The 20,871-nt window shown below is 70.9% G+C and carries 21 protein-coding genes; 11 read left to right on the top strand and 10 right to left on the bottom strand.

Features of this window, described 5'->3' with window-relative positions; translation table 11 throughout:
- Nucleotides 1–99 precede the first annotated feature (99 nt).
- Entirely contained in the window at nucleotides 100–678 is a 579-nt protein-coding gene (locus ACFZA0_RS25950; RefSeq protein ID WP_391021197.1) for a WHG domain-containing protein, read from the bottom strand.
- Between the two features lie 96 nt (nucleotides 679–774).
- On the opposite strand from ACFZA0_RS25950, the gene ACFZA0_RS25945 reads away from it, so the two are divergent.
- On the top strand, nucleotides 775–1,221 hold the full coding sequence (locus tag ACFZA0_RS25945; RefSeq protein WP_391021195.1) for an anthrone oxygenase family protein: 447 nt from the start codon (nucleotides 775–777) through the stop codon (nucleotides 1,219–1,221).
- A gap of 172 nt (nucleotides 1,222–1,393) precedes the next feature.
- Here ACFZA0_RS25945 and ACFZA0_RS25940 read toward each other — a convergent pair whose 3' ends face one another.
- Both ACFZA0_RS25940 and bla read right to left on the bottom strand, forming a co-directional pair.
- The gene (locus ACFZA0_RS25940) at nucleotides 1,394–3,259 is read right to left on the bottom strand and encodes an N-acetylmuramoyl-L-alanine amidase (RefSeq protein ID WP_391021380.1); all 1,866 of its coding nucleotides are present in this window, start codon (nucleotides 3,257–3,259) and stop codon (nucleotides 1,394–1,396) included.
- Nucleotides 3,260–3,560: 301 nt separating this feature from the next.
- Nucleotides 3,561–4,316 carry a class A beta-lactamase gene (bla, locus tag ACFZA0_RS25935; RefSeq protein WP_391021193.1) on the bottom strand — a complete coding sequence of 252 codons (756 nt, stop codon included), beginning with the start codon at nucleotides 4,314–4,316 and terminating at the stop codon, nucleotides 3,561–3,563.
- Nucleotides 4,317–4,729: 413 nt separating this feature from the next.
- On the opposite strand from bla, the gene ACFZA0_RS25930 reads away from it, so the two are divergent.
- Nucleotides 4,730–5,056 (top strand): DUF6247 family protein, encoded by a 327-nt coding sequence (locus tag ACFZA0_RS25930; protein WP_391021191.1) that lies wholly within the window; start codon nucleotides 4,730–4,732, stop codon nucleotides 5,054–5,056.
- Nucleotides 5,057–5,109: 53 nt separating this feature from the next.
- On the opposite strand, the gene ACFZA0_RS25925 is transcribed toward ACFZA0_RS25930, so the two are convergent.
- Together ACFZA0_RS25925 and ACFZA0_RS25920 are read right to left on the bottom strand one after the other, a co-directional pair.
- Nucleotides 5,110–6,246 carry an MFS transporter gene (locus tag ACFZA0_RS25925; protein ID WP_391021378.1) on the bottom strand — a complete coding sequence of 379 codons (1,137 nt, stop codon included), beginning with the start codon at nucleotides 6,244–6,246 and terminating at the stop codon, nucleotides 5,110–5,112.
- A 335-nt stretch (nucleotides 6,247–6,581) separates the two neighbouring features.
- Nucleotides 6,582–7,229, bottom strand: a complete 648-nt coding sequence (locus ACFZA0_RS25920; RefSeq protein WP_391021189.1) for a HutD family protein — start codon at nucleotides 7,227–7,229, stop codon at nucleotides 6,582–6,584.
- A gap of 337 nt (nucleotides 7,230–7,566) precedes the next feature.
- Between ACFZA0_RS25920 and ACFZA0_RS25915 the strand changes: the two genes are divergently transcribed.
- Nucleotides 7,567–8,286, top strand: a complete 720-nt coding sequence (locus ACFZA0_RS25915; RefSeq protein ID WP_391021188.1) for a (2Fe-2S)-binding protein — start codon at nucleotides 7,567–7,569, stop codon at nucleotides 8,284–8,286.
- Nucleotides 8,287–8,368: 82 nt separating this feature from the next.
- Here ACFZA0_RS25915 and ACFZA0_RS25910 read toward each other — a convergent pair whose 3' ends face one another.
- Both ACFZA0_RS25910 and ACFZA0_RS25905 read right to left on the bottom strand, forming a co-directional pair.
- Nucleotides 8,369–8,971 (bottom strand): hypothetical protein, encoded by a 603-nt coding sequence (locus ACFZA0_RS25910; RefSeq protein ID WP_391021186.1) that lies wholly within the window; start codon nucleotides 8,969–8,971, stop codon nucleotides 8,369–8,371.
- Between the two features lie 1,119 nt (nucleotides 8,972–10,090).
- A complete protein-coding gene (locus ACFZA0_RS25905) occupies nucleotides 10,091–10,705 on the bottom strand; it encodes a TetR/AcrR family transcriptional regulator C-terminal ligand-binding domain-containing protein (RefSeq protein ID WP_391021184.1) in 615 nt (204 codons plus the stop codon).
- An 88-nt stretch (nucleotides 10,706–10,793) separates the two neighbouring features.
- Between ACFZA0_RS25905 and ACFZA0_RS25900 the strand changes: the two genes are divergently transcribed.
- A complete protein-coding gene (locus ACFZA0_RS25900; RefSeq protein WP_391021182.1) occupies nucleotides 10,794–12,377 on the top strand; it encodes an FAD-dependent oxidoreductase in 1,584 nt (527 codons plus the stop codon).
- A gap of 123 nt (nucleotides 12,378–12,500) precedes the next feature.
- The gene (locus tag ACFZA0_RS25895) at nucleotides 12,501–12,776 is read left to right on the top strand and encodes a DUF3253 domain-containing protein (protein WP_391021180.1); all 276 of its coding nucleotides are present in this window, start codon (nucleotides 12,501–12,503) and stop codon (nucleotides 12,774–12,776) included.
- A 219-nt stretch (nucleotides 12,777–12,995) separates the two neighbouring features.
- Here ACFZA0_RS25895 and ACFZA0_RS25890 read toward each other — a convergent pair whose 3' ends face one another.
- Nucleotides 12,996–13,859, bottom strand: a complete 864-nt coding sequence (locus ACFZA0_RS25890; protein ID WP_391021178.1) for a hypothetical protein — start codon at nucleotides 13,857–13,859, stop codon at nucleotides 12,996–12,998.
- A gap of 73 nt (nucleotides 13,860–13,932) precedes the next feature.
- The gene (locus tag ACFZA0_RS25885) at nucleotides 13,933–14,637 is read right to left on the bottom strand and encodes an FCD domain-containing protein (protein WP_391021176.1); all 705 of its coding nucleotides are present in this window, start codon (nucleotides 14,635–14,637) and stop codon (nucleotides 13,933–13,935) included.
- A 172-nt stretch (nucleotides 14,638–14,809) separates the two neighbouring features.
- On the opposite strand from ACFZA0_RS25885, the gene ACFZA0_RS25880 reads away from it, so the two are divergent.
- The 3 genes from ACFZA0_RS25880 to ACFZA0_RS25870 all read left to right on the top strand — a co-directional run bounded on the left by ACFZA0_RS25880 (nucleotide 14,810) and on the right by ACFZA0_RS25870 (nucleotide 17,286).
- On the top strand, nucleotides 14,810–15,349 hold the full coding sequence (locus ACFZA0_RS25880) for a YbhB/YbcL family Raf kinase inhibitor-like protein (protein WP_391021174.1): 540 nt from the start codon (nucleotides 14,810–14,812) through the stop codon (nucleotides 15,347–15,349).
- Between the two features lie 418 nt (nucleotides 15,350–15,767).
- Nucleotides 15,768–16,295 (top strand): peptidylprolyl isomerase, encoded by a 528-nt coding sequence (locus tag ACFZA0_RS25875; protein ID WP_391021172.1) that lies wholly within the window; start codon nucleotides 15,768–15,770, stop codon nucleotides 16,293–16,295.
- Nucleotides 16,296–16,704: 409 nt separating this feature from the next.
- A complete protein-coding gene (locus tag ACFZA0_RS25870; protein WP_391021170.1) occupies nucleotides 16,705–17,286 on the top strand; it encodes a TIGR00730 family Rossman fold protein in 582 nt (193 codons plus the stop codon).
- 114 nt (nucleotides 17,287–17,400) lie between these two features.
- Here ACFZA0_RS25870 and ACFZA0_RS25865 read toward each other — a convergent pair whose 3' ends face one another.
- Entirely contained in the window at nucleotides 17,401–17,952 is a 552-nt protein-coding gene (locus ACFZA0_RS25865) for a TetR family transcriptional regulator (protein ID WP_391021168.1), read from the bottom strand.
- Between the two features lie 162 nt (nucleotides 17,953–18,114).
- Between ACFZA0_RS25865 and ACFZA0_RS25860 the strand changes: the two genes are divergently transcribed.
- From ACFZA0_RS25860 to ACFZA0_RS25850, 3 genes are all read left to right on the top strand, one after another.
- Nucleotides 18,115–19,164: an aldo/keto reductase gene (locus ACFZA0_RS25860; RefSeq protein ID WP_391021166.1), complete on the top strand. Its 1,050-nt coding sequence runs from the start codon at nucleotides 18,115–18,117 to the stop codon at nucleotides 19,162–19,164.
- Between the two features lie 52 nt (nucleotides 19,165–19,216).
- Nucleotides 19,217–19,588, top strand: a complete 372-nt coding sequence (locus ACFZA0_RS25855; protein WP_391021164.1) for a VOC family protein — start codon at nucleotides 19,217–19,219, stop codon at nucleotides 19,586–19,588.
- A gap of 323 nt (nucleotides 19,589–19,911) precedes the next feature.
- Complete coding sequence (locus ACFZA0_RS25850; RefSeq protein ID WP_391021163.1) at nucleotides 19,912–20,820, top strand: hypothetical protein; 909 nt, start codon at nucleotides 19,912–19,914, stop codon at nucleotides 20,818–20,820.
- Nucleotides 20,821–20,871: the final 51 nt, after the last annotated feature.

Genomic DNA, 20,871 nt, shown 5'->3' with positions numbered 1-20,871 from the left:
GGACCGCAGGGGCGCGAGGCACCTCTCCTCGTTCGCCCCCCGGGCAAGTGAGTGTCGACGGTGTCCAGGACTCCGTCCGCATGCCCGACGGAAGGTGTGTCAGAGCACGGCGAGACGGTCCACCAGGAGTTCCGTCCTCCGGTCGGCCTCCGTCGCCGGCAGTCGTCCCGCCCGCGTCAGCGTCGCCAGCCCGTGCAGCGCCGCCCAGAACAACTCGGTGAACAGCCCCGGTTGGACGCCTTCCCCGGCGACCTCGCCCAGGCTCTCCAGCAGGGCGGCGAACGCGTCCTTCAGCGGCTCGGGGGTGTCCTTGTCCGCGAAGGGCAGGCCGCCGTCGAGCTGGAAGATGGCGTCGTAGACCGCCGGGTTGCGTTCGGCGAAGTCGAGATAGGTGCGGGCGAGGGCGGTGACCCGGGCACGCGGGCCGCCCTCGGAGGGAGTCGCGGCCCGCACCGCGGCAGCCAGCTCGGTGGCGCCCTGGAGGGCGACGGCACCGATGATTTCCCGCTTGCCACGGAAATGGCTGTACAGAACGGGCTGGCTGTACTCGATGCGATCGGCGAGCCGGCGCGTGGTGACCGCATCCCAGCCCTGCTGCTCGGCGAGTTCGCGGGCCGTCGCCACGATGAGGCGTTCGCGTTCCGCCCGTTCGCGTTCCTTGCGTTCCTGGACCGACATGCGGCGATCCTAGCACTGCTAGACAAGAGAGCGGCAGTAGGTCTAGCGTTGCCTCATCGGCTAGCGATGCTAGATCCTGACCCGGGAGAGGTCGTCATGCTCAACGCACTCGAGGTCTTCACCACCGTGGTCGTCGGCGTGATGGTGGGGGTGGAGTTCTCCGTTCTCTTCGTCGTCAACCCGATCCTCGACGCACTGCCCGAGGACAGCGGCCAACTCGGCCACGCCCACGGGGGTCGGATGCTCGGCGCCGTGATGCCGTTCTGGTACATCGGCTCGGTGGTTCTCGTCGCGGTGTGGGCCGCTGCCGGGTGGCACCACCACGGCACCGGGCTCGTCGTCACCGCCGGAGCGCTGCTGATCGTCAGCGTCGTCATGTCGGTCCTGCTGCTCGTGCCGATCAACAACCGGAGCAAGACGTGGACGCCCGAGACGCGGCCCGAGGACTGGAAGGAGCAGCTGAACCGCTGGCTCCGCTTCCACTACGTGCGCGTCGCCGTCATCATCGCCGCGTTCGCCGTACTGGTCGCCGCCCGCTCCTGAGCCCATGGTGCGGAGACACGGAGACCTCCGCGCGACGACCCGGACGGGTCTGTCGTGCGGAGGTCTCGGCGTGCCCAGACGGGCGTCTTCGTCTCCGGTACGGGCAGACTCCGGTACTCGCTGAACCCGGTACTCGGTACTCGTTGCCGGGGTCTTGGCGTACTCGGTGGCCTCAGTGGTGCCGGCCGGCCGCTTCGGTCGCGGTGACGTCGTCCGCGTAAACGAGTCCCACGCGGTGGTTGTACTGGATGGTGTACATCTTCTTCGCGCCGATGACGACGGCCCCGTTGGACGAGAAGAAGTCGTCGGTGGCGGCGGGTTCCGCGGTGGCGACGTAGGCCTGGCCGGCCGGTACCGAGTACATGCTCAGGGGCGCCTGTGTGGAGGCGCCGAGCCCCGCCGGGTACTCCGCCTTGTCCGGGTAGCTCGATCCGTACAACGGAACCGCGGTGGCGCCGGCGGCCCGGATCACCTTCACGCCGTCGCTGATCCTCGTGTTCGTGCCGCCGGGGTTGTGGAACCACACTTCGGAGCCGCTGTACCAGATCGCGGTCCAGTCACCCTGCGCGTCGGCGACGACGAACTGCTGTCCGGCCTGGGCCGTGCTGCCCCAGTCGTTGACCCGGTCGGTGCCGGGAGCGGTTCCGTGGACGGCCTGGTCACCGAAGAGCGGCGCCGTGTCGCTCGGAGCGGTACGCAGGTAGACGAAGTTCGTGCGCCGCCGGCTCTCCGTGCAGGCGGTCGTCTGCCCGGTCGGGTCGTCGGAGGGGCACACCTGGACCGTCTGCTTGTTCTTCGCGAACCGCGGGTCGATCGTCACGACCGACCCGGCCCGGGGGACCCCGCGCCGACCCTGCGCCGGTGCGCCGAGCAGGTCCATGAAGTGGTTCCAGTCCCAGAAGGGGCCCGGGTCCCAGTGCATGCCGGAGACGAGAGCCGACGTCGGCCCGGCAACGTTGTCGTGACCGATGACGTGCTGCCTGTCCAGGGGGATGTCGAACCGCGCGGCGAGGTACTTGACCAGGGCGGCCGTGGCCTCGTACTGGGCCTCGGTGTACCAGGACGCGCCCTGCACCGCGTAGCCCTCGTGCTCGATGCCCACCGAGTGCAGGTTGGTCGAGTAGTTGCCGGCGTGGAAGGCGATGTCCTTGGTGGGCACCATCTGGGTGACCGAACCGTCGGAGGACATCACGTAGTTGGTCGCCGCGGGGTTCGAGGGGTCGGCCAGGCCTGTGACACCGGCGTCGTAAGTGCTCTCCAGGTCGTGGATGACGATGGTGTCGATCCTGATGCCGTTGGCGGGCCGGTCCGAGACCTGGCGCCCGGCGGGGGAGCCGGCGACGAAGGTGCAGGGGACGGTGGGCGGGCACTCGGTGTCCGTGGACGCCGTCGCCTTCAGGTCCAGCGCGGCTGCCTGCGACTGTACGGGGGTGGCCGACGGGTCGGCGGCGAGGCGTACGCGCTGGCCGTCCTCGGTCGTCGTCGCGGCGCCGCCGCGGAGGGTGCCGAAGACGCGGTCGGCGAAGCCCAGCGCGCCCTGCCGCTGCTTCGACTGGCTGTAGCGGGCCACGGCGCCGTACCAGCGGGAGGGGTCGGTGGGCGTGCCGCCGGTGAGCTGCTTCTCGTACGAGGCGAGCAGCGCCGCGCCGCCGCGGATGTTCGCGGTGTCGTCCTCGCGCAGTTCGCGCACGGACAGTCCGGTCAGCTTGGCCGCCGTGCGGAGGGTGTGCAGTGCGGGGGAGGCGGCCAGGCTCGTCAGGTCGGCGCGGCCCGCGGCACCGGCGTCGCCCCCGGCCACCATGGCGGTGGTGACGTCCGTGAGGTGCATGACCCCGTAGCCGCCGTCCGTGCTGACCTGGGCGCCGTGCGCGTCCCAGCCCGACTCCTGGTAGGCGAGGGCCAGGAGGACGCCCGCCGGGACGTGGTACTCCGCGGCGGCGGACCGGAGCGCCTGCTGCCGGGAGGTGGAAGTCGCGTTCGCGGAGGCCGTGTTGGCGGGGTCGGTCGTGGTGTCGGCCTGTGCGGTGGCCGACGGCATCAGCAGGCCGCCGACGGCCAGCACACTCGCGGCGATCGCGGTGGGGGCGCCGACCGTCCTCTTTCTGTTGGGCAAGGCAACGTTCCTTAGCAGGGGGTGGATCAGCTGGATGTGCGGCCGACTATAGAGGGCCGACGTCTGTGCTGAGGGAGCTCAAGAGCGTTGTGCCGGGCGGAAGTTGGAGAGGTGCATGCAGGATCTGTGAAGGAACGGGGTGTTCCGTGCGGGTGTTGCCGCGCAGAGCAACCGAGTTGGGGCACGGTCGCGGGCGCTGGCCCGGAGGTGGGGCCCCGTGCGAGTGTCAGCGCAGCGCCGCCACGGTCGTCGCCGTCGCCTCGGCGATCAACGTGTCGTCGGACGTGGAATTCTCGGCGGAGCGGCGGGACAGGACGGCGAGAACGACGGGGGAGTGGCCGGGCGGTCGTACGACGGCGATGTCGTTGCGCGTCCCGTACCGGCCGTTGCCGGTCTTGTCCTGAACCGTCCAGCCGGAGGGAACTCCCGCCCGGATGTAGGGATCCCCGGTGGTGTTCCGTGCCATCCAGTCGGCGAGCGTCCCGCGCCGCTGCGGGGTGAGCCAGTCGCCGAGCAGGAGGTGGCGCAGGTCGTCGGCGAGCGCGCGGGGCGTGCTGGTGTCGCGGACGTCGCCGGGGAGGGCCGTGTTCAAGGTGGGCTCGGTCCGGTCGACATGGGTGGTGCCGTCGCCCAACGTCCGCAGCGCCGACCGGACTTGAGCCGGGCCGCCGAGCCGCTCCATGATCAGGTTCGCGGCGGTGTTGTCGCTGTACCGCAGTGCCGCGTCGAGGAGGTCGCGCACGCGCATCCCGGTGTCGACGTGCTGTGAGGTGATCGGCGCCCACTCCAGCACGTCGGAACGGTCGTACCGCACGACGCGGGACAACTGCTCGTCCGTACTGCTCCGCAGTACCAGGCCGGCGGTGAGGGCCTTCAACGTCGAGCAGTACGGGAACCGTTGGTCCGCGCGGTACGTCACGCTGCGCCCCGTCCCGGTGTCCAGGGCGTAGACCCCGAGCCGGGCACCGAACCGCTGCTCCAACTCCGCGAAGGAAACGGCAGGTTCGCGACGTGGCACTGAGGACGCCCGGCCGGAGGGCGGGACGGACGCCCCCGGCGCGGCGGACGAGTGCGACCCGGGCGACGATGACCCGCTCCGCTCGCCGACGGCGGCAGCCCTGTTGCCGCCGTCGCTCCCCGCGCCACCGTCTGCGCATCCGCCGAGCAGACCGAACAGACCGAGCAGGCCCAGTAGACCGAGGACGCCACCGCATGCCCGCGGTGCCTGCCTGAACCACCTGAACTTTCGATAGGACATGACGGCAGCCTGCCGTCCCTGACGGGATGTCACCAAACGCGTCGCGCCGTCCGGTCCGGAAGGGATCTCCGCATGTTCGTCCCGGGGCCCCCGTGCGCCGCGCTACGGTGGCGGCAGGCCCCATTGGGAGGATCCGGATGAGCGCGCAGCCCGAGGAAGCTTCACCTGCAACTCCCGCTCCGGCTCCCACTCCCGCTCCGCCGGAACCGGCCGCGGCGGCCCGGCTCCTCGCTCTGCTCCGCGCCGATCACCGTGCCGCCGCCTGGGTACCTGCGTTCGAACGTGACTGGGCGCGTGCTCTGGACGACGCCGCCCACAGTTTCAGTCTCGCCCCCGCCCACGAGGTCGTCCGAACCTGGCGGGCCCGGCTCGCGACGGCCCCGGCCGTCGACGCGTTCCTCGCCGGAGGCTGCGACGACTCCGACGGCATCGACCTGGACCAGGTCCTCGGGGCCCGCGCCTGACGAGACTCCGACCCGCTGCGGTGCGGGGCCGGGCGCCGGGGCGGGGTTGTCCATCAGCCCGGCTCCTGCCCGTCGGCCCTCGCTCCGCGACGCCGCGACTGCCCGCCGAGCAGAACCGCGCAGGCCGCGACGGCCAGCAGCCCACCGGCCAGGAAGGTGCTCCGCACACCGGCCGACCGCAGGACCAGCCCCCCGAGTGCGGCGCCTGCCGCGATACCGGCGTTGTACACACCGGAGTTGGCCGCGAGCGCCATGTCCGTGCGGCCGGGGGCGCAGAGCAGCATCGCGTTCTGCGTGGTCATGAACACCGGTCCGAGGGCACCGCCCATCAGCGTCAGGAACACCACCGCGGCCACCGGATCGCCACCGGCCGCGTACAGGCCCAGCATGCCCACCGCCTGGACGGTCACGGCCGCGATCAGCGCCGAGCGCGGACAGCGGTCGAGCACCGCCCCGGTGATGGCCACCCCGGCCAGACACGCACCGCCGAACGCCACGAGCAGCGCGCTGATCGTGCCGGGGGAGAACCGGCTCACGTCGCCCAGGAACGTCACGATGTACGTGTACCCGGTGAACGCCCCGGTTGCCGACAGCGCCCCGGCCACCAGTACCGTTGCGAACCGGCGTGGGTCCGGGCCGGTTCCGTGCGCGGCGGGCTCCTCCTCCGGACGCGAGGTCGGCAGCAGGACGGCGATGGTCACCAGAGAGACCAGCCCCAGGGCGGCCGGCACCGCGACGGGCACCTGCCAGTCGGTCCGCCGGCCCAGCCAGGTGCCGGCGGGAAGGCCGAGCACCAGGGCCAGCGAACCCGCGACGGACAGTGCCCCGACCACCCGCCCCCGCACTCCGGGCGCGAACAGGCCCACCGCGACCGGGCCCATCACCGCCCAGAACAGCGCCTGGGCGAGCGCCGTGAGCAGCCGTGCCGCGAGCAGCAGCCAGTAGGAGGTGGAAAGCGCCGCGGCCAGACTCGACACGACGAGCGCGGCCAGCAGTCCCGTGAGCACGTGACGGCGAGGCACGCCGCGCACGACGTGGGCGAGGGGCACGGACGCGACGGCCACCGTCGCGCCGTAACCGGTGACCAGAAGCCCGACGCGCGGCAGGGACACCCCGAGGCTCGCGGAGATGAGTTCCAGGAGGCCGACCGGCAGGTTCTCCGCGGTGTTGAACGTGAAGGCCGCCAGCATCAGCGCCGCGAGCACCGCCGCCGCACGCCGGGGAGCCGACCGCCCCGAGGCCGTGTGTTCCCTGCCCGCGCCGTCCGCGCCGCGCGTCCTGCCCCCGCAGTCCGACCCGCGTCCTCTCCCCGTACTGCCGGCCCTCGCGCGTCGCACCGGTCCCGTGGCATCGCTGACCCCGTCCATGCGAGCACCCCATCGGGCCCACCGGTCGTGCCGCAACCGGAATTCGTCCCGTCCACCGCTGCACGGGCACGTGGTCACCGCGTAGGGCGTAAACCGTCCTCGCGGGGCGCGTGAGCCCGTGAGCCGCACGGGCTGGTCCACCTGGACGCGACGGATTGTCAGCGGCCGGGCAGCGGCACGAGGTCAACGATCGCCAGAACCCCCTCGACCCCGAAGTCGGCACCGTCCTCGCCCCCGGCATCGAGCCTGTTCACGTCATCGCGCCCCTGCCCCTGTTGCTGCCCCAGGTGCCGGTGCGCGTCCTCGGCCGGCAGCAGGATCCCGTCGAGGCGCCCGAGGTGGACGGAGCCCTGTCGGAGCACGGCCGTCCCGTCCAGCACGACGGCCAGAACACGGGTTCCGGGATCCGGCCGCACGAAGGTGTCCGTACGCACCACGCGGACCCGCGCCGACATCGCGGACCGCCGCACCATCACGTTGAAGTCGACGACCGGCCCGCCGAGCAGCCGGCACTCCGTGGCCGCGTCACCGGAGAAGGCGAACGGTTCGTACGGGGCGTCCACCCGGTGCGCGACCTCGTCGACGGTGAGCTCCATGCCAGGACCGTCGACGACGGTGATGATCCGGTCGACTCCCGGGAACGTCGAGAAGGGGCCGCCGCGTTCGACGTCGGCGACGCTGATCCGCCACAGGAAGTCGTCCGTTCCCGCGCCCGCCGGGTAGGCGGCGACCTCGGACGTGACGCCTCCACCGTTCTTCCACGGGGCGGGCTTCCTGTCGTCGGCGCGCAGCACTCGGGGTGTCATGGGACTTCCTTCCAGGTCGAACTGTCTTGCGGGCACCGCCTGGCGCACGAGACCTCGAACAGGCCGGGCAACAGCCTTGCCCGGTGCCCGGCGCCGGTGTTCACATCGGTGCCACACGCGCTGAACCCGAAGAGCATGTCAGCCGCGTCACGGCACAGGCTCCGCGGGTGCCGCCCGGCAACGGCGGCGGTCGAGCCGCCGGGGCTCACGGACTGCCAGGTAGGAGGGGATGTCGAGTTGGCCGTATCCTCCGTGGTGTGGTGGCGACGAGCGTGCTGGAGACCGACCGGGTGAGGAGAGCCGCCTCTCCCGTGGCTGGTCCGGACGCCGTAGCGCCGTGAGCGGCACCCCGACAGCGAGTGAACTGACAGCGGCGGTCGCCCGGTTCGGCCCTTTCTTCGCCCTGGAGACCCATCCCCGGGGCACGGGACCCGACGAGGTCTGGCAGCCGTTGTCCGTGCCTCTGCTCGCGGCACGGGTCGCGGCCGTCGGGGACAGGCTTGCCATGGCGGGCGGCCTCCCTCCCGGCGCGGTGGAGCCGAGGGTCGCCGCATCGGTGACGCACCTGGGGCTGGCCGCCCGGCTCCTCTCTCCCGCCCTTGCGGTCGCCGTTCTGTACGGCAGGGTTCTCGCTCCCCGGCTCACGGATCTGCGGTGGCAGCAGGTGATCGGCGCGCCGGTGCCGCTGTCGATGCCCGACGACGTGGTCCTGGACACCCCTGTGGACGTGCGCGCCGACGAGCTGAGCCGCCGGCTGCTGGACGGTCCCCTGCGTGAACTCGCCGCTCTGATGGGCGAGTTCTCGCTCTCCCGGCACATCCTCTGGGGCAACACCGCTTCGGCCGTCAACGGCGCGGCGACCATGATCGCAGCCTCCCGACCGGACCTCGCGCAGCGCACTCGTGCCCTGACCGCACGCCTCTTCGACCAGCCCCCGTTGCTTGGTGCGGGCGCGACGCGCGACGGTGTGTTCAGACGCCGCAGTTGCTGCCTCATCTACCGCGCGGCACCCGGGGGCAGGGGACCCGTGTGCGGGGACTGTGTGCTGGCCCGGTGAGTCGGCACAGCGACACGGCAAGTGCGGTGGTCCGGCTCCCCCGATCCCGCCGCCTGCGGCTCCGGTTGAGTTGAGACTACGGCTACGGCTTCGACGCGGCGGGCGGGACTGACGGGCCACGGGTCTCCAGGACGACCGCCGTTCCAGCGACGCTTCGGTCCTCGTGCATGGTGATCACTTGACCGGGCTGAAGGTGCTGCCACTTCGCCGGGGAGAGCGGGGCGAGACGCACCGTGGCCTGCCCTCCGGGCGCCATGAGGGGCGTGAACTCCGCCCACAGGGCGGCTATGCAGAGGTCGGGTTCACCTGCCGAGGTCCGTCCACCGATGTTCCACATCGGTCGTAGGACGCCGGCGCCGGAGAAGGGTGTCCGGCGCCGGGCCCGGTGGGCCGGTTCGAGGGTGAGATCGGCTCGAATGACGCCGTTGCGGGTTTCGAAGCAGCGCCAGTGGCACCATGCCGCGCTCCTGTCGAGTCGAGCCTGCTCGGCGGCGGAGGCGAGGTTCTGCCAGAAGGCGAGTGGAAGCGAGTGGACATAACCAAGCTCTTCCAACAGGCCGAGTGCGACTTCCCACTCGTCGTGGACGAGGTAGTCCCAGACGTCGTTCAGGGTGATGTCGTTCTCGGTGGCAATGGCTTCAGGGACCAACAGCGAGGCAGCTTCCAGCAGTTCGGGAGCGTCCATGTCTCCATTCTGGATGCTGCTTCTGCGCCGAGTGCGCCCAGTTCAGAGCCGCACGGCCCCGCGGCAGGGCGACAGGACCCGGCTGCCGACCACCCGGCTGGACGGCAGGCCGTGAGCCAGGCGGCGGCAGATGCCAGCCGGCCTGCGCCGTGCCGGTTCCTCGGCTCTGGTTGTGGGGATCCCGGCACGGCGCCCCGTTTCGCCCGCCGTCTCCGGTGGTGCGAAGCCGCCATGTGCCGTCCATGCTCCGGGAGGCACACAGCCGAAGATCGTGCCGAAAATGACAGGAACGCCCCGGCCCGCAGTCGTGAACGTCCACCGACAGGGGACTTGCGTCCAGGTCCGGCACATGGTCTTCCCCTCAGCGGGGGGCCTTCACTACTCTCGCCGCAGAGGGACGTCGGGCTTCACGGCCCGCCCCTCGCGGCTCCCGGTCCCCGAGCTGTGACAGTCCAGCCCGACCCGGCTGGAGCCGCATCGCCGACAACGCGGCTCCAGCCTTCGGCCCTCGGCGGGTGTGCCTGCGGGACAACTCCCGCGGTCCCGCAGTCCCCAAGAGGGCGAGCGCGAGGCCGCCGGACAGCGCCGGTGCCTCGGGCTCCCGGTCGCCGTCGCATTCCGGCGGCGACCGGCTCCCCAAGCCTCCCACCGCCGCCGGGCCCTGTCTGCGCCGTGGCTCATCTTCTCCCCGGGCACGGCTCCTTGAGATGCCGCGCCGCCGCATCCCTCGGCCCCGGGACGCCGGCCCGTGGAACGCCGCATCAGCCGCTGTCCAGCGGTTTCCCGGCCTTGAACTCACGTGCAACGCCGCGTCGTTCCAGCCTCCGCATCGAAAACCCCGGACTGCAAGGCCGACGTCCCGGCGCCGGCCCACGCCCGTAACCAGGCCACGCCCGTAACCGGCCCAAGCCTGGGTCCGGGCAGAGCGGACGGTCCTCGCTGTCCGCGAGCGGAAGCCAGGGCGGCGGGGCGAGAGCCGGTGGCGAGGGCCGCGGGGCCCCTCCACGGTCCGGACCCAAGGAGCGTTCGGCGCCGTACCGCTGCCGTGGTGTGGTCCCACCCACCGCGGGCCACACGCGTCCACGCGTCGTTGAGCAGCGGCTGTGTCGTGGGCGGAGCTCAGGAGGTTCCGCGGGCGTGCACGAGTGGCAGGAACAGCTCGTCGACGATCGATCTCACCCGTGCGGGCGCGGGCGGTTCCAGGTCCATGAGCAGGTCGTGCCGCAGCAGGTCGAACGGCATGGCCAGCACGGTCGCCGGGATGCTGCCTAGGTCGATCTCCCCGCGGTCGTGGGCGCGTTGGTAGAGGGGGCGGAGAGCGGGGAGAGGCTGCGCCTCCAGGATCTTGTCGCGGGCCTGCGCGGGAGTGAGGCCGGTGTCGGTCAGCAGTCCGGAGAAGGACGCCGCGGCGACGATGGCGAAGTAACCGGCGAGGGCGGTTCCCAGGGATGTCAACTGTGCGATCAGGTCGCTGCGCAGGGCGCCGGTGTCGGGGACCGCGACCGGGTGGGCGTTGCGGTGGTGCTCGATCGCGGCGAGGACGAGCTGCTCCTTGTTCGCCCAGCGCCGGTAGAGCACGGCTTCGCTTGTGCGGGCCCGGATCGCGACGGATTCCATTGTCATGCGTGCGTAGCCGGCCTCGACGAGTTCGTCCCAGCCCGCGACGAGGAGCGCCGACTCCAGCTCCTTGCCGTGTCGGCGCCGGCGGACGGGTTCGGAAGCATCTGTGACCACTCAGCCACGATAGAAAGGTTTGCCTTTCTTAGCAAGCCCTTCTACCGTGGATAGAAAGCTATTCCTATCTTGGATCGGAGTGGGTCCGATGCCCGACAAGACCGCGACCAACCCGGCACCTGCCGCGGATTCGCCGGACGTGCTGATTGTCGGCGCGGGACCGACCGGCCTCACCCTGGCCTGCGAACTCGCGCGCCGGGGTGTCTCCTTCCGGTTGATCGAGGCCTCGCCCGGCCCGCAGTCCGGCTCACGCGGCAAGGGGCTGCAGCCGCGCACCCTGGAGGTGTTCGACAACCTCGGAATCGTCGACCGCGTGCTCGCCCACGGTCGGACGGCGATGCCGATCAGGTCCACCGGCCTGGACGGGGAGGTGACCGTGAGCAACGCGGAAGCGGGACCGGACCGTCCGGACCGCCCCTACCCCGCGAGTCTGATCACGCCGGAGTGGCGAACCGAGGAGGCCTTGCGACTGCGGCTGGCGGAACTCGGCGGGGCCGTCGAGTTCGGCACCACTCTCGTCGCCTTCCAGCAATCGGACGCGGGGGTCTCGGCGGAGCTGGCTGCACAGGACTCGCCGGGTGCCGGCAGCACCGTCGTCGCCCGCTGGCTGGTCGGCTGCGACGGTGGCCACAGCACGGTCCGCAAGCAGGCGGGCATCGCCTTCGAGGGGGAGACCCGCGCCGAAGTGCGCATGATCGTCGCGGACGTCGAGGTCGACGGACTGGACCGGGACGCGTGGCACATGTGGCGCCACGAGGAAGGCATGGTCAACCTCTGCCCGCTGCCCTCGACCGATGCCTTCCAGTACCAGGCCGGCATCGCACCGGGACAGGAACCGGACCTCGGTCTGGCGAACATGCAGACGATCCTGGAACGCCGCAGTGGCCGCGCCGACGTCCGCCTGCTGGGGACGCGGTGGTCGTCCCTGTGGCGCGCCAACGTCCGCCTCGCCGACCGCTACCGTGCGGGGTGCGTACTGCTGGCGGGCGACGCCGCGCACATCCACTCACCGGCCGGAGGCCAGGGAATGAACACCGGCATCCAGGACGCCCACAACCTCGGCTGGAAGCTCGCACGGGTCGCAGCCGGCGCTTCGTCGGCCCTGCTCGACACCTACGAGGCCGAACGCCGGCCGGTCGCCGCCGGTGTCCTCGCGCTCTCGGACGCACGGCTGAAGCAGACCCTCGAAGAGAAGGGCATTCCCACCCGGAGCGATGCCACGACGATGCAGTTCGACGTGGCCTACCGGGATTCCTCGCTGTCTCGCGACGACCGCCACGACGGCGACAGCCCTTCCGGCCCCGCGCCCCTCCGGGCCGGCGACCGCGCTCCGGACGCGACCGGCCTCAGGACGGTCGAGGGCGAACGCCGACTCTACGACCTGACACGCGGAGGACGCTTCACCCTGCTGGACTTCGGTTCGGCGACGGAGTCCGACCCCGACACCGCGTCCGTGCGCGAGACCTCTTCGTCCGCGCCGCTTACGACTCTCCGCGTCGTCGAGCACCCGAGCGCCCCCGGTGAACTGGCTGACAGCGAGCACCACTTGGCCGACGCGTACCACGCGGGTGACCGTACCCTCGTGCTGATCCGTCCCGACGGCCAGGTGGGCCTGCTCTCCGACGCCGGGGACCTCACGGCGGTGAAGGACTACCTCGCCGCGATCGGCTGAGTTCCCCGTGCACGCCGCCGAGAGGCCCCTCGCCGCCGAGGCCGGCCGTACCCGAAGCGCAGGGCGGTGAGGGTTCGTGGCCGGCGCCCGCCGTCACACCCGGAACGGTGCCACACTGAGAACGTGGCAGAAACGGAAAGACAGCAGGTGGAGCGGCTGGAGCAGGCCGTGCTGAGCCTCCTCGCGCGCCGCGCCGACACCGCGTCCATCTGCCCGTCCGATGCCGCCCGCGAGGTCTACGAGGGCGAGGGCGACGGGTGGCGGGCGCTGATGGAACCGGCTCGGCGAGCGGCCTGGCGGCTGGTCGCGGCCGGCGAGGTCGAGGTGACCCAGTCCGGGCGCCCTGTCAGCGAGTCCGAGGTGAAGGGGCCCATCCGTATCCGCCGCAGACGCCAGTAGCCGACACACCACCACACCGTTCGGGCGGTCTTCCCTACCGATTCCAGGTTCGAGAAGCACTTTTAAGTGCGTCGCCGGTCAACTGGGCGCCCAACGCGACGACTTGGAAGGGTGCCACGAAGCAGCCGCGCGTGAGGACTCCAGAACGGAACGTTGCCGTGCGCCGCATGTCCTTTTCACGCGGCCGTAGTTGCCGCGAGCGCCCCGCACTCCGGGACCTCAGCCCTTGCCGAAGTGCACCGCGGGGAAGGCGCCCGCCGCCCTGAGGGTGCCGGAGAAGCCGCCGGCCAGTTCGGTGAGGCGCGCGGTGGCGGCCGGGCCGAGGTGGTCGTACGGGGCGGCGTCGAGGCGGTCGGTGAGCACCTCGGTCTCGCCGCGCAGGGCCGTGCCCGCCTGTGTGAGGTCGCCCGTCTCGTCCAGCAGGCCGCGCTCGCACAACTGGCGCCGGGCGGTGCCCCATTGCTCCGCGGACCACCCGCGGGTCCGCATGAACAGTGCCGAAGTAGGTGCCTTGCCAGTGGCGTTGTGCAGGACCAGCGCCTCGATGCCGGACAGCCCGGCGACCGCCAGAGCGGCGAGGTGCCCGTCACCCCGGTGTTCGCGCAGCAGTGTCGCGGCGTGCCAGAGGGCCAGGTGCGGTTCTTCGGGTACGGGGAGGTCGGCGTGGGCGGCGTACAGCGGCCGGGCCTCCCGGCGGCAGGCCTCGGTGGCGTGCAGCGCGAGTTCGGCCGCCTCCGCCATCTCCGTGGAGACGAGGGCCTCCTTTCCGAGCAGCCGTTGCAGCGTTCGATCCGCGCCGCGCAGACGTGCCGCGATCACCTTCTCCGGTGTGGTGACGACCCATGCGGCGGGGATGTACCGCCGTACGTGCTGGTGGTTGAAGTTGTAGAAGGTGGCTGTGACGGTGCCCGCGTCGACGGCTCCGAGCGCTGCCGCGCGGCCGGCGAGGTAGACCATGGGGCCGCGTTCCAGTCCCAGTGCCGCGAGTTCGTCCTCCGGTTCCGGCGCGAAGTACGTGCATGCGTGCAGGGGGCTGACGGCGTTGTGGCAGTGACGGCTCGCGCTCGCCTCGTAGTTGGTCATGCGGTGGCTCCGGTCTCGGTTGTCAGGTGCGGTGGTGCGGTAGTACGACCCGGCGTGCGACGTACGGCGTGCGTCAGGCTTCGGCCGGGGGCCCGTGGTGGGGACAGTCGGTCAGGCCGGCCGCGGTCTGGGTGAGGTGCTGGGTCAGGACCTCGGCCGCGGTGTCGGCGTCGCGGGCGAGGGCCGCCTCCTCCAGCCGGCGGTGTTCGAGGGCGCCGTCGCGGTCGGGGTTGCGGTGCGCCGACCAGCGGCGGGCCAGTTCGCTCGCGGTCCACATGCGGTCGAAGGTCTCCAGCAGCACGAGGTTGCCGCATCCCTCCAGCAGGGTGCGGTGGAAGACCCGGTGGGCCTCCGCCCACGCGCTGCTGTAGTGCGTGCCCTCCTCCGGTACGTACGCAGGGGTACGGGTCAGGCGGTGGTGGGCGGCTCGTACGCGGGCCTCCCAGTCGACATCGCCGCGTTCGACGGACATGCGCAGCATGACCGGTTCGACGGCCCTGCGGGCCTCCGCGATCTCCTGCCAGCGTCGGTCGGAGAAGGCCGGGACGGCGAAGCCGCGGTTGGGCAGCCGGTCGGCCAGGCCCTCACCGACCACACGCACGAGCGCCTCACGCACGACGGCCAGACTCACCCCCTGTTCCTTCGCGAGGTCCTGCGGTTTGAGGGCGTCACCGGGGGCGTGGTCCCCGCGCATGATCGCCTCGCGTAGGTGTGCGTAGACCTGCTCGGAGAGCATCTGCTTTCCCGCTGGGGCTGCGGGACGCGGCGTCGAGTTCATGCTTACACAATAGACGATCGATTGGATAATCGATTATCAGTGTTATGGTCGATCTCGTTGGTGAGTGGAAGGGCGACGCGGCGCTTCCCGGCACCGCCTCGACGGGACCTCCGTCGACCGCGCCACCACCACCCCACGGCACACCCACCAGCCACCCGAGAGGTGCGACACCATGAGCTCCAACGACCCCTTTGCCCGTCTCCCCGAGGCGGCCGTCTTCACCGTCGTCAGCACCACCGTCGCCGACGGCGCCGCCTGGCCGAGCGAGCAGCTGTCCGGCATCTCCGGCATCGCCGGCGGGAAGGACGTCTCCCCGCACCTTTCCTGGAGCGGCGCCCCGGACGGCACCCGGAGCTACGCGGTCACGGTCTACGACCCCGACGCTCCGACCGGGTCCGGTTTCTGGCACTGGGCTGTCGCCGACATCCCCGCCGTCGTCACCGAGTTGCCCGAAGGCGCCGGCGACGACACCGGCTCGGGCCTGCCCGAGGGCTCCTTCCAACTGCCCAACGACGCCCGCGCTTCCCGCTTCATCGGCGCCGCCCCGCCGGCCGGACACGGCCCGCACCGCTACTTCACCGTGGTGCACGCCCTCGACGTCGACACCATCGGCGTCCCCGCCGACGCCACCCCGGCCGCCCTCGGTTTCACCATGGCCGGCCACATCCTCGGCCGCGCAGTCCTGACCACCACCGCCGAGACGCCCGCCTGACGAACAGCCCGAAAGCCCGTCGGTAGGCAACCGCCCTCACGAGCCGTGCCCGAAGGGGTGCCCGAAGTTGCGGGAGGGGAGCAACTTCGGGCACCCCTTCGGGCACGGCGGCAGGGTGCCGGTGCCGGTGCCGGTGCCGGGTCCGCGAGCCGGCGCAGCGGCGGCTTCGCACCAGCCCAACGTCCCCTGACCGAGCGAGAGTTGTCGACGGAGTGAGTCACCCCGCGAGCAACGCCGATGAGCACCGCGCCGCCGCCTCGGGGGCCCGCCGTCTGTCGCGTCAGGGCTGTTCCGCCGCGGCACGGGATCGAGCCCGGCCATCGCTCGTGCGGGTGAGGCGCCGTGTCAACACCCCCGGCATCGCCGGGTCGGCCGGGAAACTGGCCAGGTCCGTAGGTCACCAAGGTGAGGGATCGTCATGGCGGAAGAGCTGTACGCGACGCTGAAGACCAACAAGGGAGACATTGTGGTGAGGCTGTTGCCCGACCACGCCCCCAAGACGGTGAAGAACTTCGTCGAGTTGGCGAAGGGCGAGCGCGAGTGGGTTCACCCGGAGACCGGGCAGCGGACCACTGAGCCGTTGTACGACGGGACGGTGTTCCACCGGGTGATCGAGGGGTTCATGATCCAGGGCGGTGATCCGCTGGGGAACGGGACGGGCGGCCCCGGGTACAAGTTCGCCGACGAGTTCCACCCGGACCTGGCGTTCACCAAGCCCTACCTGCTGGCCATGGCCAACGCCGGGCCGGGCACCAACGGTTCCCAGTTCTTCATCACCCTGGCGGCCACCACCTGGCTCACCGGCAAGCACACCATCTTCGGCGAGGTGACCGACGACGCCGGCAGGAAGGTCGTGGACGCCATCGGTGCGACGGACACGAACCCCCGCAACGACCGTCCGGTGCAGGATGTCGTCATCGAGAAGGTCCTCGTCGAGACCCGCTGACCTGACCACCCCAACTCGCCGCATTTCACCGCGCGTTGGCCGGGCCGCCGGAGTCCCCGGCGGCCTGCCCGCGCCGCCGTCGTGACGGCCGGGCGCCGCTCGCGGCATCATGGTGCAGCCGCGCCGGACGACAGTCAGCCGCCACCAGCCCGGCACGGCAACACCTGGAACCCGCAGAAGTGGACGTGGTCCGCGCGCATGCGGCGAGGCCCCGGCGTGACACCGATTGCCTCTACATCGACCGTCTCGACGCCGACCGTCTCGACCCGCCGTTTAGCCGCCGGCAGCCTCGCCGCCGTCCTGGAGGGGTTGCCGCTCGTGGCTCCTGTCTCGCTGGAAAAGTCCTGGTCAGCGCGGTTCTGTCTGTGGTAGACCGAGGGGCTCGACACAACCGTTTCCGGAGTTCCTCATGCGCCGTCTCGCCGTTTTCCTCGCCTCGTCCAACGGACTCGACCCGGCGCACGCCGCAGTGGCTGCCAGTGTCGGCACTGAGCTGGCCCGGCGGGGAATCGGTCTCGTCTACGGCGGTGGCCGCCGGGGGTTGATGGGTGTGGTGGCGGACAGTGCGCTGAAGGCGGGTGGCGAGGTCATCGGTGTCATGCCGCGCGGCATGGTCGAACGGGAGTGGGCGCACGAAGGGGTGACCGAACTGGTCATCTGCGACTCGATGCACGAGCGCAAGGCGATCATGGCTGAGCGTGCCGACGCGTTCGTCGCTCTGCCAGGCGGTCTCGGCACCCTGGAGGAGATCTTCGAGGTGTGGTCCTGGCGCCAACTCGGCTTCCACGGCAAGCCCGTTGGCTTCCTCGACGCCGGAGGCTTCTGGACACCACTGCTCGGCGCCCTGCGCGGCATCGCCGACTCCGGCTTCCTCCCCGTGTCCACTCTGGACGACCTCGCCGTTGCCCCCGACCTGCCCGGTTTGCTGGAGGCGCTGGAGGGACGGCTCGCCGGCGTTCCGCGGCCCGCGCACGGCGAGGACCTGCGGTAGGGGATCAGGCCCGCGCAGTGACCCGGCGCGTCGCCTTCGCGCCCGGCGGGTCCCGGACCGGGTCCGTGCTGAACCAAGGCTCCCCTGAAGGCGGTTGAGCCGGCCGCAAGGTGTCTATGGGCGGAAGCCCTCGATCGCGAGGTCGAGGAGGCGCTCGACCTGGGCGGCGCCCTCGGGGCTGTCCGGAGTACGCCACAGGCAGCTCAGCAACATGATGACGTCGACGGGGTCGATGCCGGGCCGTACCTCGCCCGCCTCGACGCAGGCGTCGAGCAGGCGTTGGACGGCGGCGGTGACCGGGGGCCACGAGGCGCTGATGACGTCCTGGGCGGCGGCGGAGTGCAGCGCCTCGCCGAGGCCGTGCTTGATGCGCACGTAGCCGGTGAGGGTGGTGAACCAGGTACGCAGCGCCACCAGCGGGGGGTGAGTGGCGAGAACCTCGGTCACGGCGTCGGTGAGCCGGTCGATGCCCTGCTGGTGCACCTCCAGGAGCAGTGCCTCGCGGGTGGGGAAGTGCCGGTAGAGGGTGCCGGGGCCGATGCCCGCACGCTTGGCGATCGAGTTGAGCGAGGCGTCGGGGGACTCGGTGAGCGCGTCGTGGGCGACCCGGAGGATCAATTCCCGGTTCTTGAGTGCGTCGGCGCGCTGCCGTGCGGCCTCGGGCATGGGTCCTCCTGATGTCGGTACGGCGGTACGGCGGTACGGCGGTGGGGCGTCGGTGGGCGTCGGGAAGCGGACTCTGGTTGCGATGCGGAGAGGTCTCCGTTACTTTCGAAGAGGCAGGCGGAGACTTCTCCGCTTCCCTGTCGTCATTGTAGGAGTTCCCCCGTGCGTTACATCAAGCTGGGCCGCACCGGCCTCGACGTTTCCCCGGTCGCCATCGGCGCCATGACCTACGGCGAGCCCGACCGCGGCCATCCCGTCTGGTCCCTGGACGAGGAGTCCAGCCGCCCGCTGATCAAGCACGCCCTGGACGTGGGCATCAACTTCTTCGACACGGCCAACATGTACTCCTACGGCTCGTCCGAGGAGATCCTCGGCCGGGCTCTGAAAAACTTCGCGGACCGCGACGACGTCGTCATCACCACGAAGGTGCGTCACGACATGCGCCCCGGCCACCCGAACGGCGGCGGCCTGTCCCGCAAGGCGATCATGTCCGAGATCGACGCCAGCCTGCGCCGGCTCGGCACCGACTACGTCGACGTCTACATGATCCACCGCCTCGACAACGAGACGCCCCTGGAGGAGATCCTGGAGGCGCTGAGCGACGTGGTGAAGGCCGGTAAGGCCCGCTACCTGGGCGCGTCCTCGATGTACGCCTGGCAGTTCGCCAAGGCGCTGCACCTCCAGGAGCGCAACGGCTGGGCCCGCTTCGTCACCATGCAGGACCACTACAACCTCCTCGCCCGCGAGGAGGAGCGCGAGATGCTGCCGCTGTGCGCAGACGAGGGTGTCGCGACCATGGTCTGGAGCCCGCTGGCCCGCGGCCGCCTCGCCCGCCCCTTCGACGAGGCGAACGCCGGGACCCGCGCCGCCACGGACGGTGGCTTCGCCGACATGCTCTACAAGGCGAACGCCGACAGCGACCGCCAGATCATCGACGAGGTCGGAGCCGTCGCGGAGACCCGAGGCGTCAGCCGCGCCCAGATCGCCCTCGCCTGGCTGCGCCGCAACCCTGTCGTCGCCGCGCCGCTGGTGGGCGCCCGCACCATCGGGCAGATCGACGACGCGGTGGCCTCCCTCGACCTCGACCTCACCGACGACGAAGCGCGTCGCCTCGAAGCGCCGTACACCCCACGGCACGACTTCCAGGGCGTTTCCGACGCGGCGGAACTGGAGCGGATCAAGGCCGGCATCCCCGGCTACGCCAACGTCTGAGCCCGCGACCGGCACCCGTTTCTTCCCCTCCCCGACTTGAGGAGTCGTCGACATGAGTACACCCGTAGGACGCCTGGGATCCGTGTCCCTGGACTGCTCCGACCCGCGAGCACTCGCGGCCTTCTGGGCAGCGACGCTGGGCGGTGAGATCACCGTCGAGTCCGAGACCGTCTGCGCCGTCGAACTGGGCGCCCTTCTCCTGGTCACGGTCCGCGTCCCCAACCACCGGCCGCCGCAGTGGCCGAACGGCACGCCGAAGCAATTCCACCTCGACGTGGCCGTCGCCGACCTCGACGAGGCCGAACGTCGCACACTCGCCGCCGGCGCGAGCAAGGCCGCCGACCAGCCCAACCCGGACCGCTGGCGGGTACTCCTGGACCCCGCGGGCCACCCGTTCTGCCTCACCACCCTCATCCCGGTTTAGGTCCGCGGCTTTCCGCGAGGGCGGCGTATCGCTGCCCACGGCCGAGTGAGGCCCAATTCGCCCTTCTGGGCGCGGAGTTGGCCAGAGGCTCGGGAGCGCATTGCCGACAGGTGTCGAATTCCTTAAATTCCTCCCGGCGTTGAGGAAACATGTGGGAGGAGTGCGGTTGCAACGGGGACCAACAGGCCCTCTGATCCTTAAGGTTGTGACCTTGATGCCTTTCAACGGTGCGAGAGTCTTGTCCGTTCCCCACTCGGGCCGGACCGCCGTCGCCCGTCCTGGGTGGAATCAGAAACCCGCAACAAGGGGAAGGGGCGCGTGCCTTGAACGCGAGGACGCATGATTTTCGTTGCGAGCTCGATTTCGAGGTCCGTCCGGACGGAACGCACACGGCTCATGTGGAGCGGTGGTTCCTCGGTGCGCTCACCCTCTTTCCGACGGCCATGGAGCAGGTTCTTTCGGGTTCCGGGCTGGATCCGGCCGGGATCCGGGGTGGGGTGTGCGGTGAGCCCGGTTCGATGTGGGGGTTCTTCCGGGCCGAGGTGCCCGGGGCGCGGGGTGTCCGTTCCTTCGCGCGGGTGATCACCGCGAAGAACCAGGACTGGATCGTCGATTCCATCCGGAAGGGCGCGCTCGTCGTCGAGGCGGGGTTCTCCCTCCTCGACCGGTACGGGATGCCGGGGGAGCGGCTGTGCCGCATCACCGCTGAACGGCTGGAGGACACCGACTGGTTCAGCCTCAGTCTGCAGGTCTCCTCGGAGACCTTCCTCTCAGACCAGGATGCCTATCTGGACTTCGTCCGTTCCGTCGCGGAGGTGTGTGATCCGTCGTTCGGCGCGATTTCCTACGCCTACAGCCTCGGCAAGACCGCCCTCGAATCCAGGCTCGGACCGCCCTGGAGGCCGCCCCAGGAGTCTGTCCCTGCAAGTCGCTCCTACCTCCGCGGCTACGACTGGTTGACGATCTGCGCGAGCGAACTGGGCGAGAAGCTGGGTGGCCTCTCCGCGCTCCGGGCCGGTGGTGCGTTCCACAGCGCCGAGCGGCTGGGTGCGGGTGGCTTCTGGCTGCTGGCGACGCCTCGTCACGAGGAGTACGACGAGGACGCGGCGAGGAAGGTGTGGCGGTCCCTGGCGCCGTGCCTCAGGCCGGGTGTGCCCAAGAGGATGGCATCGCTGGGTGAGCCGCCGCTGCCGGTCATCTACGAAGACGCCCGGGAAGCGCTCGGCTCGTGAGGTAGGCAGGGCACCGGGGTCTGGGAACTTGCAGGCCAAGCAGGTTCCTGG

Source organism: Streptomyces sp. NPDC008150 (genome assembly GCF_042956945.1).
Lineage (GTDB): Bacteria > Actinomycetota > Actinomycetes > Streptomycetales > Streptomycetaceae > Streptomyces.
Note: the sequence above shows the minus strand (reverse complement) of the source record. Positions and strands in the feature narration are given on the sequence as shown.

Excerpts from the sequence above, each read along its gene's own strand:
- ACFZA0_RS25885 (WP_391021176.1), bottom strand. The coding sequence starts at position 14,637 with ATGAACTCGACGCCGCGTCCCGCAGCCCCAGCGGGAAAGCAGATGCTC.
- ACFZA0_RS25875 (WP_391021172.1), top strand. The coding sequence starts at position 15,768 with ATGGCGGAAGAGCTGTACGCGACGCTGAAGACCAACAAGGGAGACATT.
- ACFZA0_RS25865 (WP_391021168.1), bottom strand. The coding sequence starts at position 17,952 with ATGCCCGAGGCCGCACGGCAGCGCGCCGACGCACTCAAGAACCGGGAA.
- ACFZA0_RS25890 (WP_391021178.1), bottom strand. The coding sequence starts at position 13,859 with ATGACCAACTACGAGGCGAGCGCGAGCCGTCACTGCCACAACGCCGTC.
- ACFZA0_RS25910 (WP_391021186.1), bottom strand. The coding sequence starts at position 8,971 with ATGGACGCTCCCGAACTGCTGGAAGCTGCCTCGCTGTTGGTCCCTGAA.
- ACFZA0_RS25855 (WP_391021164.1), top strand. The coding sequence starts at position 19,217 with ATGAGTACACCCGTAGGACGCCTGGGATCCGTGTCCCTGGACTGCTCC.
- ACFZA0_RS25940 (WP_391021380.1), bottom strand. The coding sequence starts at position 3,259 with ATGCCGTCGGCCACCGCACAGGCCGACACCACGACCGACCCCGCCAAC.
- ACFZA0_RS25945 (WP_391021195.1), top strand. The coding sequence starts at position 775 with ATGCTCAACGCACTCGAGGTCTTCACCACCGTGGTCGTCGGCGTGATG.
- ACFZA0_RS25930 (WP_391021191.1), top strand. The coding sequence starts at position 4,730 with ATGAGCGCGCAGCCCGAGGAAGCTTCACCTGCAACTCCCGCTCCGGCT.
- ACFZA0_RS25925 (WP_391021378.1), bottom strand. The coding sequence starts at position 6,246 with ATGCTGGCGGCCTTCACGTTCAACACCGCGGAGAACCTGCCGGTCGGC.
- ACFZA0_RS25900 (WP_391021182.1), top strand. The coding sequence starts at position 10,794 with ATGCCCGACAAGACCGCGACCAACCCGGCACCTGCCGCGGATTCGCCG.
- ACFZA0_RS25950 (WP_391021197.1), bottom strand. The coding sequence starts at position 678 with ATGTCGGTCCAGGAACGCAAGGAACGCGAACGGGCGGAACGCGAACGC.
- ACFZA0_RS25870 (WP_391021170.1), top strand. The coding sequence starts at position 16,705 with ATGCGCCGTCTCGCCGTTTTCCTCGCCTCGTCCAACGGACTCGACCCG.
- ACFZA0_RS25920 (WP_391021189.1), bottom strand. The coding sequence starts at position 7,229 with ATGACACCCCGAGTGCTGCGCGCCGACGACAGGAAGCCCGCCCCGTGG.
- ACFZA0_RS25880 (WP_391021174.1), top strand. The coding sequence starts at position 14,810 with ATGAGCTCCAACGACCCCTTTGCCCGTCTCCCCGAGGCGGCCGTCTTC.